Origin of the sequence: Nocardioides sp. PD653-B2 (assembly GCF_002117935.1) — a bacterium.
Lineage (GTDB): Bacteria > Actinomycetota > Actinomycetes > Propionibacteriales > Nocardioidaceae > Nocardioides.
On the sequence record NZ_BDJE01000026.1, the window covers coordinates 115,645 to 131,210 of the forward strand.

Sequence of the window (15,566 nt, forward strand, 5' to 3'; positions counted from 1 at the left end):
CAGAACCGCGCTTACGCTCGACTCATGCGCTCTCGGCACCCGGCGGTCCTCGTCCTGGTCGCAACTCTCCTGCTGGCCGTCCCGGCAACGGCGACCGCGGTGCGAGCGGCGCCGCCCGCACCCGGGCCGCCGCGGGACCTCCACACGACCGTGGTGGGAGGCCAGCAGGCGATCCGGGTGACGTGGAGCGCCCCGACGACCGGGGTCCCGGCGGGCCTGGCCTACGAGGTCCTCCTCGACGGCGTGGTCGTCGGCGGCGACCCGGTGCCGATCGTCGGCACGTCGTACACGATCGACAGCGGGCTCACCGTCGGGCACACGTACGACGTCGCCGTGCGCGCGACCCTCGGCGTGGTCACCGGCAAGGAGGCCGACACCGAGCAGACGATGTACATCGCGCCGGTCACCACGGTGCAGTCGGCCAACCCGTCCAACCCGCTGGCCGGCGTCGAGTGGGGCGTCTACACCGGCTTCCAGGACCCGGCCGTGAACGGCTGGAACAAGCTCGGGCAGGCCGACCGCGACAGGCTCGCGCCGATCGCGATGATCCACAAGGCGAAGTTCTTCGGTCGCTGGATCGCCGACGGCGACGCGCGGGCCAAGACCGAGCAGTACATCGAGGACGCCCAGGCCGGCGACCCCACCAAGCTGACGATCCTGACCCTCTTCCGGATGTTCCCGTGGGAAGGCGAGGCCAGGATCGACAAGCGGCTGCCCACCCCGGCCGAGCAGGCGGCGTACAAGAAGTACGTCAACGCGATGGCCCAGGGCATCGGCAGCAACCGGGTCGCGGTCGTGCTCCAGCCCGACGGCTACTTCGCCAAGAAGGCCTACGACGCCTTCGTGCAGAAGCTCGGCCGCAAGGAGGCGCTGCTGCCCGCCCGGATGCTCGCCTGGACGTCGAAGACGCTCTCGGCGCTGCCGAACACCACGGTGTACGTCGACATGGGCTCGGAGGACTGGGTGCGCGGCGACGTCAAGCCGGTCGCGAAGTTCCTCAAGCTCAGCGGCGTGAAGTACGCCCGCGGCTTCTCGCTCAACGTCTCGCACAAGAACTACCTCGACCGCGAGATCCTCTTCGCCAAGGAGGTCTCCCAGGCGCTCGGGAAGATGGGCATCACCGGCAAGCACGCCGTGCTGGACACCTCCGACAACGGCCAGCCCTTCGCCGGGGCCGAGATCAACCCGCCCGGGTCGGACTACACGATGCCCGGCGAGATCGACCCGTGCACCAAGAAGCACCAGGGCGAGCCGTGCACGGCCCTCGGCGTTCCACCGACCACCGACGTCGACAACGCCGCGTGGGGTCTCTCGCCGGCGGTGGACCAGGTCGCCGCCCAGTACGTCGACGCCTACCTCTGGGTCAGCCGCCCGTGGCTGCCCAACCAGGGCGCGGGCGGGATGACGTTCAGCCGCGACTTCGCGTCGCTGCTGATGAGGACGTGGACGTTCTCGCCGTACTTCACCGGCACGCCGTAGGCACCGCGGGGCGCGCGTGGCGCCCCGGAAGTCGGCCGATCGACTCGTCCCGGGCGGGTGTCCCTCTCCCCATGAGCAGTCCGACCGCACTCGCAGTCGACCCCGCCGATCTCCAGCAGATCGCGTCGATCCGGGACGGCGCCGACGCCGAGCCGGCCGGCTAACCCTCGACCCAGGTCAGCGCGCCGGGGTCGGCACCCAGCACCTCGAGCGCACCCACGCCCATCCCCGCGAGGTCGGCGGCGCGCCCGCCCTCGAGCGTGCACCAGTAGTGCGGGTAGGACGGGCGCGTGCCGGCGGGGTCCGGGTCGCCGGGGGCGAGCCAGCCCAGCGCGCGGAGCCGCTCGTGGTCGGCCTCGCCGATCTCCAGGTCGCCGCCGAAGATCGTGGACCCCACGCACTCGCCGTAGAGCCAGCCCGGGTCACGACGGAACTGCACGTAGCGCCCGGGCGCGGGCCGGGCACGCCGGCGCAGGAGACCGTGCTTCTCCGGGACCTCGGCCGGCTCACCGAGCGTCAGGAAGGCGCCTTCGGGGAGCGCTTCCAGACGGGCGGTCAGCTCGCGGCCCAGGTCGTCGAAGGTCATGGCCGAGTCCTGCCCGATCGGGGAGCCGTGAAACGGCTCAGCGGAAGCGCAGCGTGCCCGGGAACCACCGGTCGGTCCAGAGCTTGTCGGTGCGCACGCGGGTGCCGGAGTACGGAGCGTGCAGCACCCAGCGGTGCCCGTGGTTGAAGCCGGCGTACACGCCGACGTGGTAGACCCCGCCGCCGTCGTAGAAGAAGATCAGGTCGCCGCGCTTCATGGCGCTGCGCTTGATGCGCTGGGCGAAGTGGGCCTGCGCGGACGACGTCCGCGGGATGTGCTTGAAGCCCGCCTTGCGGTAGCTGTAGTACGTCAGGCCCGAGCAGTCGAACGAGCCGGGGCCCGCCGCGCCGTACGCGTAGGGGTCGCCCTTCTGGGCCATCGCGACGCTGATGGCGTGGCCGATCCGCTTGGCGGACGGCGACGCCGGCGGCTGCTTCTGGTGGTGGGCGTGCCGGTGGTGCTCCCCGGCCGGCGAGAAGCCGGTCGTGGCGTGGGCGTCGGCGGTCGGCGCCGAGGTGAGGAGCCCGAGGGCGAGCGCGCCGCTGAAGGCGACCCGGAGTCCGGTGCGGCCGGACACTCGGACGATCGAGGGCAGAGCAGTGAACATGTGCGTGGTTCCTTCCCACGCCTGTGAGGTGAGCTGTCGGGTTCGGGCGAAGGAAGGTGCCCGGCCACCGTGCGGCGGCTTCACCCCGAGCGGTCCGAGGACCGCGGAGAACGTGTGGTTCCCCCACTCCTGCCCGTTGAGTGTCGTTGAGTCGACCAGGTCGAGCTCAGTGGCCGGGCCTCGGGCGGGCAGGACTCGGCGTGCCCGTGGACCGGTTGTGCTGATGCAAACGCCGACGACCGTAACCAGAGAAAACACGCGACCACGAGTCGGCGCCCAACGGATTGCGTGGCACAGGCCACACTCCCCGCGTGAAATCGTCGTCGAAGTGGACGAACGTCACACGTTCCGGGGGGTCGTGGACCGCCCGGGACGTGCCCTGGCGGCGGTCGCGAGCACCGCTACGACCTGCCCGACGTGGCCGTCCGGTTGCTCAGTCGACGAGCTCGAGCAGGTCCGCGACGGAGTCCACGACGCGGGTCGGGCGGTAGGGGAACGTCTCGACCTGGTCGCGGCGGGTCGAGCCGGTGGTGACCAGGATCGTGCGCAGCCCGGCCTCCAGGCCGCTGATGATGTCGGTGTCCATCCGGTCCCCGACCATCACCGTGGTCTCCGAGTGCGCCTCGAGCCGGTTGAGGGCGCTGCGCATCATGAGCGGGTTGGGCTTGCCGATGAAGTACGGCTGCCGACCGGTGGCGGTGCTGATCAGCGCCGCGACCGACCCGGTGGCCGGCAGCATGCCGTGCTGGCTGGGCCCGCTCACGTCGGGGTTCGTGGCGATGAAGCGGGCCCCGCCGGCGACCAGCCGGATCGCCCGGGTGATCGCCTCGAACGAGTAGGTGCGGGTCTCCCCCAGCACGACGTAGTCGGGGTCGCGGTCGGTCATCACGTAGCCGATGTCGTGCAGCGCCGTGGTCAGGCCCGCCTCGCCGACGACGTACGCCGTCCCACGCGGCCGCTGGTCGTCGAGGAACTGGGCGGTGGCCAGCGCGGACGTCCAGATGGCGTCCTCGGGGACGTCGATGCCGCTGCCGAGCAGCCGGGCCCGGAGGTCGCGCGGCGTGAAGATCGAGTTGTTCGTGAGGACCAGGAACTGCCGGCCGGAGGTCTTGAGCTTCTCGATGAACTCCTGTGCCCCCGGGATCGGCACCTCCTCGTGGACGAGGACGCCGTCCATGTCGGTCAGCCAGGTCTCCACGGGGCGCGTCATCGCGCCATTGTGTCAGCGGCGGGGCAACAGGACCTGGATGCCGTCGGCGGGGTGGTCGCCCGTCACCCGGCCACCGAGGGCCTCGACGGTGGTGCGGACCTGGGAGACCCGGTCGAGCGGCTCACCCTCCTGACGCTTCGTGGAGCGGCCGGCGCACTCGACGTCGATCCGGAGGTGTCCGCCCTCCTCGCCGTGGAAGACGATGCGCACCTCACCGGTGCCACGGCGTACGACGTCGGCCAGCAGCAGGTCGGTCACGTGCTCGACCGGGCCGGGCGTGTAGGTCAGGGACAGGTCGCCCTCGGCCGCCGCGGTCAAGGTCCGGTTGCGCACCCCGAGCCGATCGGCCCAGCGCTGGGCGAGCTGGGTCGCGAGGTCGACGAGCGGCAGCTCGGACCCGGCCACCAGGCTGCCGCGCCGGGTCATCTCCACGAGCTCGCCGGCGACCGTGGCGACCTCCTGCACGCTGGCCAGGCTGCGTGCGGCGGCCTCCTTCACGTCGTCGGGTACGTCGTCGCGCAGGGTCAGGTCCTCGAGCTCGAGCCGCAGGCCGGTGAGCGGGGTCCGCAGGACGTGGGAGGCGTGCTCGGCGAAGTCGCGCTCACGATGGACGCGGTCCTCCAGCTGGAGGGCGCTGGTGCGGAGCGCGGTCGAGATGGCGCGCGCCTCGGGGATCCGGGTGCGCGGCAGCTCGAGGTCGAAACGGCCGCGCCCGAGCGCGCCGGCGGCGACCGCCAGCCGCTGGAACGGCGAGGAGAGGGCGGAGGCGATGAGGAAGCCCGCGACGCCGGCCACCACCGCGATGAGCAGGAACAGGGCCGCGATCGAGCCCACGTCGCGGCCGATGATCACCCCGATGATCTCGGGGGACTGGCTGAGCGTGACCGTGGCGCCCTCGACGGTGCTGGACACCGACAGGTCCTCGGTGGGGTCGTCGCTGCCCTGGTAGTCAGCGCCGTGCGCGACGACGGGGTCGCTCCCTTCGCGGTCGTACTCCAGCCGGGTGTCGTCGCCGACCAGGGAGTCGAGGAACTTCTGGTTGACCGCCCCGCCGGAGGCCTCGCGGTCGGCGACGATCGCGCTGATCAGGTCCACCGCCTGGGTGAGGTGGGCCGCCTCCTGCTCACGGATCAGGTCGCGCAGCACGAACGTGCGGACCCCGCCGGCTCCCAGGAGCAGGAGGATGGTCAGGACGACGAAGGCCAGGGTGAGACGTTCACGCATCTGAGCTGCCGCCCTCGAGGCGGAAACCCACACCTCGAACGGCAACAACTCGATCCGTCACGCCCACGCTCTCGAGCTTCTGGCGCAACCGACCGATCGTGACGTCGAGCGTCTTGGTCGAGCCGTACCAGTTCTCGTCCCACACGTCGGCCATCAGCCGACCGCGGGAGACCACCTTGTCCCGGTTGGCGGCCAGGATGTTCAAGACCTCGAACTCCTTGCCGGTGAGCGGGACCTCCTCCTCGCCGGCGTACACCCGGCGAGCGTCCACATCGATCCGCAGGCCGTCGGGCCTGCTGTCGTCGACCGCGGTGGTCGTCGTGGCGGAGGTACGGCGCAACAAGGCGCGCACGCGCGCCTGCAGCTCGGCCAGGCCGAAGGGCTTGGCCAGGTAGTCGTCAGCGCCGTAGTCGAGGCCGACCACACGGTCGAGCTCCCCGGCACGGGCGGTGACGATCATGATCGCCCCCTCGAATCCGGCCTCCCGAGCGCGACGGCAGACCTCGAGGCCGTCGATGTCCGGGAGTCCCAGGTCGAGGATGACCAGCTCGGGAGACGACGCGAGGGTGTCCAGGGCCTTCTGGCCACTGTCCACCCAGGTGACGTCGTACCCCTCGCGTTCCAGTGTCCGGACCAGAGGAAATGCGATGTCCTCCTCGTCCTCGACGACCAGAACTCGTTGCGCCATGGGAGCGAGCATAGGGCCCGCGGACCCGCGCTCGGCGCTAGTCCCCACTGTTGGTCCTCCGCGTGCCGCCGCAGGCGGCCGGCTCACCGACCCGCTCGGGAACGTCAGGGGTGGCCGGATCGGCCCGCCTACGGCGCACCATCTCGCTCGAGAGCAGGACGCCGAGGATGGCGAGCGAGCAGAACAGCAGCAGCCACGTGTGGGCGTGCAGGATCACCGGATAGGCGTAGCCCACCCACGGCAGCGCGAACACGACGCGCGGCACCGTGGGTTGGTCCGGGCGCAGCGTCCAGGGGTCCCGGGTCGGGTTGGCGTCGCCCTGGGTCCGGATCCCGTCGGGCCCGATGTCCACGATCCGGTGGGTGATCAGGCCTTCGGTGCCCGAGGACGCGGGGGCGCGGTAGGTGATCACGTCACCGACCCGCAGGTCGCCGACGGGCACCGCCCGCTCGAAGACGACCGAGCCCCGGCTGATCCCGCCGTCCATGGAGTCGCCCGACAACACGTAGCGCTCGAGCCCCAGCCCGATGGGCAGTAGGACGAGGACCGTGACCGGGCCGAGGATGACCACGAGCACCAACAAGCGCCCCCACGGCGTCGGCGCCGGGCGGTGCGGGGAGGTGCTGATCTCCATGGGCGGGTGACTTTCCGAGAGTTCCGAGAACTGGTGAGCATAGTGACCGCTCGTCCGGTGCTCCCCCAACAGCACCGGACGAGCCGGTCATCTCCGTGTCGGTGAACCGCTCGGCGTTCCCCCCAGATACGCCGATCGAGCCCTCCGCTCTACGCGGGTCTGGCGATCACCGTCCGCGCTCCCCCCCAGAGGCGCGGGCGGCGATCGTCATCCCCTGCGGGACATGGTCACGACCCGGGGTCGTGCCTCATTCCCACGAACCTGTCGATCCGGTGTTCGAGTTGACCCAGGTGTAGGACACCGTCGCCGGGTCGCCCTGGTTGGCGAACGGCGCGTCGTCCGGCAGCGACACCGTGAACGTGAACGTGCTCGACCCACCGGCGTCGAGCGTGCCCACGTCCTGGGCGATGTCACTCATCGCCGCGAAGTCGCCGTCGTACAGCTTCGTGCCGTCCTGGTCGATGACCAGGTGCAGCTCTCCGTCGGCGAACGGCGACGGGTCACCCGTCTCCTGGAACGAGAGCCTCGACTGCTGACCACCCGAGTTGCGGATGGTCACGCTGCGAGACACAGACTCCCCGGGCTCGACCTTGCTGATGGTCAACGTCGCGCCCTGGTTGTCGTCGGCCAGCAGCCGGATCCCGGAGGACCCTTCGCTGGCGCTGGTCCAGGGGACTCCCATGACCATCGCCAGCACGCCGGCGCCGACGACGCTGCCCACCGGAAGCAGGAACTTCCTGGCGGTGCTCCTCGCGGTGCTCGCCGTGGCGGCGGTCGTCGTGATGGTCATGGCATTCCCCCAGGAACTCTTGGTGCTACGAGTTACAAGTTAGGAGCGCGGCTGCCACGCCAGACCCACACGATCTCCACACCACGACCACCGTTTGGTAACAGATGACGGAGGTGTCACCGGGATCTCGTTGCTCTTCGGCTGCTCGCGGCCCCTCACGAGGGGTGCGCGAAGAGGTCACCGTGGTCGGCGACCCGCTGCAGGACCTCCTCGAAGCGGAACTGCCCCAGCCCCAACGGGTCCTCGGCGCCCGCTGCCACCTCGTCCCACGTCACGGGAGTCGCCGCCGTGGGCAGTTCGCGACCGCGCAGGGAGTACGGCGAGATCGTGGTCTTCGAGCCGGCGTTCTGCGACCAGTCGAGGAAGACCTTCCCGGAGCGCCGGGCCTTGGTCATCGTCGCGGTGACGAGCTTCGGCTGCTCGGCCTGGAGCTCCTCGGCGACCTCCTTGGCGAGCGCGGTCGACTCGTCGGGCGGCAGCCGCTTCGGCAGGTCGGAGTACAGGTGCAGCCCCTTGCTGCCGCTGGTCACCGGCTTGGCGTCGAGGCCACGCTCGGCGAGCTTGTCGCGCACCAGCAGGGCCACCTGGCAGCACTCGTGCAGACCCGCGGGCTCCCCCGGGTCGAGGTCGATGACCAGCCGGTCGGCGTTGCGCGGCTGTCCGTTGCGACCGACCGTCCACTGGTGGACGTGCAGCTCGAGGGCGGCCAGGTTGACCAGCCAGGTGAGCGTGGCGAGGTCGTCGACGATCGGGAAGACCAGCGTGTCACTGGTCGACTGGGCGCGGCTGCCGGTGGTCGGGACCTTCGCGGTGCGCACCCAGGACGGCGTGCCCGAGGGGGCGTTCTTCTCGAAGAAGCTCCCGTCCTGGACGCCGTGCGGCCAGCGGATCCGGGTGACGCAGCGGTCCTTCAGATGCGGGAGCAGGACCGGCGCGATCTGGGCGTAGTAGTTGAGGACCTCGCCCTTGGTGGTGCCGGTGCGCGGGTAGAGCACCTTGTGGAGGTTGCTGATCTTGAGGGTGCGACCCTCGACGTCGACGTGGATCTCCTCCCTCTCGAACTTGTCGGCCATCAGCGGCCGATCGCGATCACGGGGCGCCGGTCCGGGTCGAGCCGGCCCATCAGCGACCTGATGAACCAGGCGGGCGCGCTCACGCACCCGGCCGTCGCGCCGGAGCCGTTGACGTGCAGGAAGATCCCGGCGCCGCGGTGGCGGACCTGCTGGAGGTTGAAGCTGGTGACGATCGACCACTCGTACTGCGTCGGGTAGTCGGTGAGGCGCTCCGAGCCGTTGGGGTCGCTGACCGGCAGCCGCCACCGGAAGCCGCCCTGGCGCTGGTTGCGGTAGCGGTTGTAGTGGGCCGAACCGTTGTCCTCGACCCAGAAGTCGCCGCGCCGGATCTTCCGGTAGGCGATCTCCCACGAGTCGCTGCGCGGGTGGGTGCCGAAGGCCGAGGGCAGGTCGTAGGTGCCGAGCGGGGTGGTGCCGGTGCCCTGGTGGCGACGACGGCCGACGACCAGGCCGCCGTACCCGATCCGGCCGTCGGCAGCCTGCATCTGCTGCTGCCAGCGGCCGCCGCGCAGCACCCACCAGGTGATCCGGGCGCGGTAGCCGGTGGTGTGGTTGGCGGTGACGACCTGGGTGGTGCCGTCGCGGAGCCGGACGTCGACCCCGTCGAGGCGGACGTGCTGCGGCGCGGCAGCGGCCCGCTGGGGGGTCGCGGGGTGCGCGTCGGCCGGGACGGGCAACAGCACGAGCGCCGCGAGGGCCAGCAGGAGCTTCTTCACAGGTCCTCCGGAGTGAGGTCGGCGCGGACGCCCTGGTAGGACGGCTGCCTGAGCCGGGAGTACCCACGCCCGTGCGTGTCGATGTCGACGACCAGCACCGGCTCGAGCCAGCGGGTGCCGGCGGCGTCGACCCGCGGCACCTCGTCGGCGAACGGGCTGTCGGCGCGGCCCAGGTCCGCGACGAGGTCGGTGAGGGCCCGGCTCTGCTTCGGTCCGATGCCGCTGCCCACCCGGCCGCGGTAGAGGAGCCCCTCGGGGGTCGGCTCCCCCACGAGCAGCGCCGCGAGCCGGTCGGTCGTGCCCTCCTGCGGCCGCCAGCCGCCGACGACGTACGACAGCCGGTGCCGGTGCGCGAACTTCAACCAGTGGGGGGTGCGCTCGCCGAAGGTGTAGCGCGACGTGCGCCGCTTGCTCACGATGCCCTCGAGACCCTGCTCGAGGGTGGCGTCGAAGAGCATCGCGCCGTCGTCGTAGGAGGCCGGGACCTGCCAGGACCCGTCGATCTCCAGGCCGGCGAGCAGCTCGCGGCGCTTCTCGAGCGGCTCGGCGGTGAGGTCCCGCCCGTCGAGGCGCAGCAGGTCGAAGACCATGTAGATCGCGGGGACCGTCTCGGCGAGCCTGGCGACCGTGCGGGCGTTGCGCGCGTGCATCCGCTCCTGCAGGGTGCGGAAGTCGGGCAGTCCGCGCTCGTTGAGCGCGATGATCTCGCCGTCGACGAGCAGGTCCCGGTCGCCGAGCGGGCTGGTCGACAGCTCGGGCCAGGCGACGGTGATGACGTTCTCGTTGCGGCTGGTCATCCGCAGGGTGCCGGCCGCCGAGCCACGAGAGACGTCGGTCAGCGCGCGGACGCCGTCCCACTTCACCTCGTGCGTCCATGCGTCGCCGGGCGGCACGTGGGTGCCTCGGGTAGCCAGCATCGGACGCATGGCGACATCATGCCTTCCGTGAACTCGACCGGTCCGCTCGACAATCCGCCGTACGCCGTGATCGGTGCCGGCCCCTCGGGCCTGGCCGCGGCCCGCAACCTGCAGCGTTTCGGCATCCCGTGGGTGGGCTACGAGCTGGCTGCCGGCGTCGGTGGGCTGTGGGACATCGAGGGCCCGCTGAGCACCGTCTACGAGTCGGCGCACCTGATCTCGTCGAAGCGGACCACGGAGTTCACCGAGTTCCCGATGGGCGACGAGGTCGCCGACTACCCGTCGCACCGCGAGCTGCTCTCCTACTTCCGCGACTTCGCGTCGACGTACGACCTCGCCGACGGGTTCTCCTTCGGCACCGAGGTGGTCGAGGCACGTCCCGAGGACGGCGGTTGGGTGGTGGTCAGCGACGGGCCGGGCGGGCGCCGGGAGGAGCGGCACGCGGGGGTGCTGGTCGCCAACGGGACGCTCAGCGAGCCGTCGGTGCCGACCTTCGAGGGCTCGTTCGACGGCGAGGTCATCCACACCAGCGCCTACAAGTCGCCGTCGGTCTTCGCCGGCAAACGGGTGCTGATCATCGGTGCGGGCAACTCCGGCTGCGACATCGCGGTCGACGCGGTCCACCACGCGGCGTCGGTCGACATCTCGGTGCGCCGCGGCTACTACTTCGTGCCGAAGTACCTCTTCGGCAAGCCGGCGGACACGCTCAACCAGGGCCGGCCGCTGCCGCCGCGGATCAAGCAGGCGATCGACAGCCGGGTGCTGAAGATGTTCACGGGCGACCCGGTGAAGTTCGGCTTCCCGGCACCCGACTACAAGATCTACGAGTCGCACCCGATCGTGAACACCCTGATCCTCCACCACCTCGGCCACGGCGACCTGGCCGTCAGACCGGATGTTCGCCGGTTCGCCGGAGGGGACGTCGACTTCGTCGATGGAAGCAGCCAGGCGTACGACCTGATCGTGCTGGCGACCGGCTACCACCTGCACTACCCGTTCCTCGACCCCGAGCTGCTGCGCTGGGCGGGCCGCGGGAGCGCCCCGGACCTCTACCTCAACATCTTCTCGCCGGCCGACCCGAACCTCTTCGTGCTCGGCATGATCGAGGCGTCCGGGATCGGGTGGCAGGGGCGCTACGAGCAGGCCGAGCTGGTCGCGTCGTACCTGCGGGCGCGGCGCACGAACCCGGGAGCCGCCGACGCCCTCGACGGGCGGGCGGCGGGCCCCCGGCCGGACCTGTCCGGCGGGTACCACTACCTGGGGCTGGAACGGATGTCGTACTACGTCAACAAGGACGCGTACCGCCATGCTGTGCGATCAGAGATCGGACGGCTCGGGCAGGGACCAGGAGAGAGCGCATGACGGTGCTGCTCGCGCAGGTGACGGCCCTCGTCGCCGACATCGACGACATCGAGCTGGACTTCGACTCCGGCTCGCTGACGCTGCTGAAGATCGTGATCGCGATGATCCTCTTCGGCGTCGCGCTCGACACCAGGCTCGAGGACTTCACCGCGGTGCTGCGCCGGCCGGTGCCGATCCTCATCGGGGTGGTCGCGCAGTTCGTGCTCCTCCCGGCCATCACGCTGCTGCTCACGATCGTGCTCGACGTGCGTGGGTCGGTCGCGCTCGGCATGATCCTGGTGGCCTGCTGCCCACCCGGGAACATCTCCAACATCCTCACCCACCGGGCCGGCGGCGACGTCGCACTGTCGGTGTCGATGACCGCGGTCAGCAACGTGCTCACGATCTTTATGCTGCCGGTCAACCTGGCGTTCTGGGGTGGGCTCTCCCCCGCCGGCGACGACCTGCTGCGCTCCGTCGACCTCGACCCGCTGGAGACCTTCGGGGAGGTGGCGCTGGTGATCGGGCTGCCGTTCGTCGCCGGCATCGCCATCAACCGGCTCTGGCCGCGGGTCGGGTCGCGCGCGCACAAGATCGTCGGGCCGGTGTCGTTCGTGCTGCTCTTCGCGATCATCGTCTTGGCGTTCGTGGCGAACGCCGGTATCTTCCGCGACTACATCACCATCGTCCTGCTGGCGGTCGCCCTCCAGAACGCGCTCGCCCTGTTGCTGGGCTACGGCATCGCGCGGCTCACCAGGCTCCCGGGCCGGAGCCAGAAGGCGATGACGTTCGAGGTCGGCGTCCGCAACACCGGCCTGGGGCTGCTCCTGGTCTTCGCCTACTTCGACGGCCTGGGCGGGATGGCGCTGGTGGCGGCCTGGTGGGGCCTCTACGACATCCTCACCGGCCTGGTCGTCGCGACCCTCTGGAAGCACCGGACCGCCGCGGTCGCGGAGCCGGTGGCCGCGTGAAGGTCTGCCCATGAAGGTGCTGGTCACCGGCGGAAGCGGGTTCCTCGGCCGGTCGGTCGTCGCCGGCCTCACGGCAGCCGGTCACGAGGTCGTGAGCGCCGACCTGCGCCCGCCGGCGGTCGTCATGGACGTGACGTCGCCCGCGGCGGTCGAGGCGGTGATCGGTGCGGCGGAGCCGGAGGTCGTCGTGCACCTCGCCTCGATCGTGACACCCGGGCCGGGCTCCACCCGCGAGCTCGAGCGTGCCGTGGACGTCGACGGCACGCGGCACGTGCTCGACGCGTGCGTCGCCCACGGCGTACGGCGCATCGTGGTGTCGTCGAGCGGCGCGGCGTACGGCTACCACCCCGACAACCCCGCGTGGATCACCGAGGACCAGCCGGTGCGCGGCAACGAGGTCTTCGCCTACAGCCACCACAAGCGGCTGGTCGAGGAGATGCTGTCGTCCTACCCCTCGCTGGAGCAGGTGGTGCTGAGGATCGGCACCATCTTGGGAGCGACCGTCGACAACCAGATCACCGCCCTGTTCGAGCGCAAGCGGCTGCTGAGGATCCGCGGCTCGGAGTCGCCGTTCGTGTTCATCTGGGACACCGATGTCGTCGCGATCATCGAGCAGGCCGTGACCGGGCCGGTGACCGGCGTCTTCAACGTCGCGGGCGACGGCGCGCTGACGATCTCGGAGATCGCCGAGCTGCTCGGCAAGCCGGTGCTGACGGTCCCGGAGGCCGTGCTGCGGACCGCGCTCGCGATCGGGTCCCGGCTCGGGCTCACGCCGTACGGACCGGAGCAGACGATGTTCCTCCGCTACCGCCCGGTCCTGCTCAACGAACGGCTCAAGACGGTCTTCGGCTACACCCCGACGCGGACCTCTCGGCAGGCTTTCGATGAGTGGCGGATGCGTAGGAAGTCCTGAGACCGGATACTAGTGAGGCTGTTGGCTACCAGAGAGGCTTCCCCCATGCGTGCTATCTGGAAGGGCGCGGTGTCGTTCGGGCTGGTCAGTGTGCCCGTCAAGCTCTACTCCGCGACCGAGTCCCACGACGTGTCGTTCCGGCAGGTGCACGCCAAGGACGGTGGGCGGATCAAGTACCAGCGGGTCTGCTCGATCGACGGCGAGGAGGTCGCATACGCCGACATCGCCAAGGGTTATGAGACCGAGGACGGCGAGATGGTCATCCTCACCGACGACGACCTGGCGGAGCTGCCGTCGACCTCGTCGCGGGAGATCTCGGTCGAGAAGTTCGTGCCGTCCGACCAGATCGACCCGATGCTCTTCGAGAAGGCCTACTACCTCGAGCCCGAGAAGGCCGGCGCCAAGCCGTACGGCCTGCTCCGCCAGGCCCTGGTCGACTCCGACCGGATGGCGGTCGTGACCGTCGCGCTGCGCCAGCGCACGTCCGTCGCGGTGCTCCGCGTGCGCGACGACGTGATCGTGCTGCAGACGATGATGTGGCCCGACGAGATCCGCAAGCCCGACTTCTCTGTCGACACCGGTGACGTGAAGCCCGCCGAGGTCAAGATGGCCAACATGCTGATCGAGACGCTCGCCGGCGACTTCGACCCGGAGGAGTTCGAGGACGACTACGCGGAGGCGGTCGAGTCGCTGGTCAAGACCAAGATCGAGGGCGGCGAGGTCAAGCGCACCGCCACCTCGACCAAGTCGTCGGGTGAGGTGGTCGACCTGCTCGCTGCGCTGCAGCGCTCCGTCGACGCCGCCAAGACCGCGCGCGGCGAGGACGAGAAGCCTGCGGCGAAGAAGACGGCCAAGAAGGCCGCGAAGAAGGCCCCCGCCAAGAAGGCGGCCGCCAAGAAGTCGACCGCGAAGAAGGCCGCGGCGAAGAAGGCGAGCTGACCCGGTCGACGAGCGCCCGCCCGCTCAGGTCAGCCCGGCCAGGGCTGCCGACCGCTCCCACAGACCGTCGATGACCGACTGGTCGCCGGCCTGCTTGTTCTCGCGGCCGTCGGCCTTGAAGCGGCTGAAGTACCGACCGTTGATCTCGGGGTCGGGTCCACGCTCCGCCAGGGCGATCAGCGGCGCCGCCCCGTCGGTCACGCTGATCGTCGCGAACCGCTTGAGCGGCGAGCGGTAGAGGAGGCCGACGAGCCACGAGTCGCGTCCGAACGAGCTCCCCACCGGGCCGGGGTGGACGGCGACCGAGACGACGCCGTCCTCGGGCCACCGCTGGGCGATGCCGCGGGTGAAGACGATGTTCATCAGCTTGCCGGTGCCGTAGGCCGGGAACTCGATCGCCCGGCGGTGCTCGTAGTCGAGGTCGTCGAGCACGATCTTGCCCATCAGGTTGGCGATGCTGGAGGTGTTGACGACCAGCGACGCGCCCGCCGCAGCGAGCTTCGGGCGGAGCAGGTGGGTCAGCAGGAACGGCGCCAGGTGGTTGACCTGGAAGTTGGGCTCGTGGCCGTCGGGGGTCCGCTTCGACGGCGCGAAGGTGCCTCCGGCGTTGTTCATCAGGAGGTCGAGCGTCTCCACGCGCTCGCCGACCTGGTCGGCGAGGCGCCGGACGTCGTCGAGGCGCGAGAAGTCGGCGACGAGGGGTTCGGTGCCGACCGCCTCGGCGACAGGTGCCAGCTTGTCGGCGGAGCGTCCGGTCACGTGCACCGTCGCACCCCGCGCGGCCAGCACCTTGGCCGCCTCGGCCCCGATGCCATCGCTTGCTCCGGTCACCAGCACCGTGCGGCCCGCCATCGTCTGATCGCTCATGCCGCGAGCCTACGGTGGGGCTCAGGAGGGCTCTGTGCCTCGCCGCGCACCGGCGGCTACCGTGGCGGGATGGACCGGTGTCCCCGGTGCGGACATGCAGCGAAGGTCGCCAGGTTGTCCTGGATCGACCGACTGTGGGGCGTGCGCCCGCAGTGCCCCGAGCCGCGGCCGACCGACGAAGCCCTCGTCCTGGACTGCGGCTGCACCGACCCGTGGCACGTGGCCGGCACGTGAGCGCGGTCGGCCGGGCGTGCCGATGGCCCCGCGGGCAGTGGCCGGCGGGGTCGGGTGGTCAGGTATGTCGTTGGTGGGTGAGGTCGTTGACGTGGACGTGGCCGTGGGGGCTGGTCCAGCGGAAGATGCGGGCTGTGGTGCGTTGGTAGGTCCAGCCGCCGTGGGTCTTGTGCCGGTGGTGGTGGCGGCACAGGGGGGCGAGGTTGCAGGAGCAGGTGGGTCCGCCGGAGTCGTAGTCGATGATGTGGTCGGCGTCGCAGGACCTGGATGGTCGGGTGCAGTGCGGGAACACGCAGGTGGGGTGGGTGAGGTTCACCTGTTCGCGCAGCAGTGGGGTGGGGTCGTGGCCCTGGTTCCAGCGGTGTTCGTTGAGGTCG

17 protein-coding genes and 1 riboswitch are annotated in these 15,566 nt (G+C 70.6%); of the genes, 5 read left to right on the forward strand and 12 right to left on the reverse strand.

What is annotated here, in order from left to right; all coding sequences use genetic code 11:
• Positions 1–24 precede the first annotated feature (24 nt).
• Positions 25–1,479 carry a glycoside hydrolase family 6 protein gene (locus PD653B2_RS12085; RefSeq protein ID WP_085872627.1) on the forward strand — a complete coding sequence of 485 codons (1,455 nt, stop codon included), beginning with the start codon at positions 25–27 and terminating at the stop codon, positions 1,477–1,479.
• A 160-nt stretch (positions 1,480–1,639) separates the two neighbouring features.
• On the opposite strand, the gene PD653B2_RS12090 is transcribed toward PD653B2_RS12085, so the two are convergent.
• From PD653B2_RS12090 to PD653B2_RS12135, 10 genes are all read right to left on the reverse strand, one after another.
• Entirely contained in the window at positions 1,640–2,065 is a 426-nt protein-coding gene (locus PD653B2_RS12090) for a TY-Chap domain-containing protein (protein WP_085872628.1), read from the reverse strand.
• Positions 2,066–2,102: 37 nt separating this feature from the next.
• Complete coding sequence (locus PD653B2_RS12095; RefSeq protein ID WP_085872629.1) at positions 2,103–2,672, reverse strand: C40 family peptidase; 570 nt, start codon at positions 2,670–2,672, stop codon at positions 2,103–2,105.
• A gap of 3 nt (positions 2,673–2,675) precedes the next feature.
• Positions 2,676–2,825, reverse strand: a riboswitch (cyclic di-AMP (ydaO/yuaA leader).
• A 280-nt stretch (positions 2,826–3,105) separates the two neighbouring features.
• Positions 3,106–3,882: an HAD-IIA family hydrolase gene (locus tag PD653B2_RS12100; RefSeq protein ID WP_085872630.1), complete on the reverse strand. Its 777-nt coding sequence runs from the start codon at positions 3,880–3,882 to the stop codon at positions 3,106–3,108.
• 12 nt (positions 3,883–3,894) lie between these two features.
• Complete coding sequence (locus PD653B2_RS12105; RefSeq protein ID WP_085872631.1) at positions 3,895–5,106, reverse strand: sensor histidine kinase; 1,212 nt, start codon at positions 5,104–5,106, stop codon at positions 3,895–3,897.
• Entirely contained in the window at positions 5,099–5,794 is a 696-nt protein-coding gene (locus PD653B2_RS12110; protein WP_242665255.1) for a response regulator transcription factor, read from the reverse strand. Before PD653B2_RS12110 ends, PD653B2_RS12105 begins: the two co-directional genes overlap by 8 nt.
• Before the next feature lie 37 nt (positions 5,795–5,831).
• Positions 5,832–6,428: a signal peptidase I gene (locus PD653B2_RS12115; RefSeq protein ID WP_085872632.1), complete on the reverse strand. Its 597-nt coding sequence runs from the start codon at positions 6,426–6,428 to the stop codon at positions 5,832–5,834.
• A 247-nt stretch (positions 6,429–6,675) separates the two neighbouring features.
• Complete coding sequence (locus tag PD653B2_RS12120; protein ID WP_085872633.1) at positions 6,676–7,218, reverse strand: hypothetical protein; 543 nt, start codon at positions 7,216–7,218, stop codon at positions 6,676–6,678.
• Positions 7,219–7,373: 155 nt separating this feature from the next.
• A complete protein-coding gene (ligD, locus tag PD653B2_RS12125) occupies positions 7,374–8,291 on the reverse strand; it encodes a non-homologous end-joining DNA ligase (RefSeq protein WP_085872634.1) in 918 nt (305 codons plus the stop codon).
• Positions 8,291–9,007 (reverse strand): L,D-transpeptidase family protein, encoded by a 717-nt coding sequence (locus tag PD653B2_RS12130; RefSeq protein ID WP_085872635.1) that lies wholly within the window; start codon positions 9,005–9,007, stop codon positions 8,291–8,293. Before PD653B2_RS12130 ends, ligD begins: the two co-directional genes overlap by 1 nt.
• Complete coding sequence (locus PD653B2_RS12135) at positions 9,004–9,933, reverse strand: ATP-dependent DNA ligase (protein ID WP_085872636.1); 930 nt, start codon at positions 9,931–9,933, stop codon at positions 9,004–9,006. Before PD653B2_RS12135 ends, PD653B2_RS12130 begins: the two co-directional genes overlap by 4 nt.
• A gap of 18 nt (positions 9,934–9,951) precedes the next feature.
• Here PD653B2_RS12135 and PD653B2_RS12140 point away from each other — a divergent pair, with 18 nt between their 5' ends.
• The 4 genes from PD653B2_RS12140 to PD653B2_RS12155 are packed head-to-tail and all read left to right on the forward strand — an operon-like array spanning position 9,952 to position 14,088.
• Entirely contained in the window at positions 9,952–11,286 is a 1,335-nt protein-coding gene (locus PD653B2_RS12140) for a flavin-containing monooxygenase (protein WP_207559366.1), read from the forward strand.
• On the forward strand, positions 11,283–12,236 hold the full coding sequence (locus PD653B2_RS12145; protein WP_085872638.1) for a bile acid:sodium symporter family protein: 954 nt from the start codon (positions 11,283–11,285) through the stop codon (positions 12,234–12,236). Before PD653B2_RS12140 ends, PD653B2_RS12145 begins: the two co-directional genes overlap by 4 nt.
• Before the next feature lie 10 nt (positions 12,237–12,246).
• A complete protein-coding gene (locus tag PD653B2_RS12150; protein ID WP_085872639.1) occupies positions 12,247–13,149 on the forward strand; it encodes an SDR family oxidoreductase in 903 nt (300 codons plus the stop codon).
• 45 nt (positions 13,150–13,194) lie between these two features.
• Positions 13,195–14,088: a Ku protein gene (locus PD653B2_RS12155; RefSeq protein WP_085872640.1), complete on the forward strand. Its 894-nt coding sequence runs from the start codon at positions 13,195–13,197 to the stop codon at positions 14,086–14,088.
• A 24-nt stretch (positions 14,089–14,112) separates the two neighbouring features.
• Here PD653B2_RS12155 and PD653B2_RS12160 read toward each other — a convergent pair whose 3' ends face one another.
• The gene (locus PD653B2_RS12160) at positions 14,113–14,955 is read right to left on the reverse strand and encodes an SDR family NAD(P)-dependent oxidoreductase (RefSeq protein ID WP_085872641.1); all 843 of its coding nucleotides are present in this window, start codon (positions 14,953–14,955) and stop codon (positions 14,113–14,115) included.
• Positions 14,956–15,247: 292 nt separating this feature from the next.
• A partial coding sequence (locus PD653B2_RS24925; RefSeq protein WP_165763450.1) for an HNH endonuclease signature motif containing protein occupies positions 15,248–15,566 on the reverse strand: 319 nt, incomplete at its 5' end.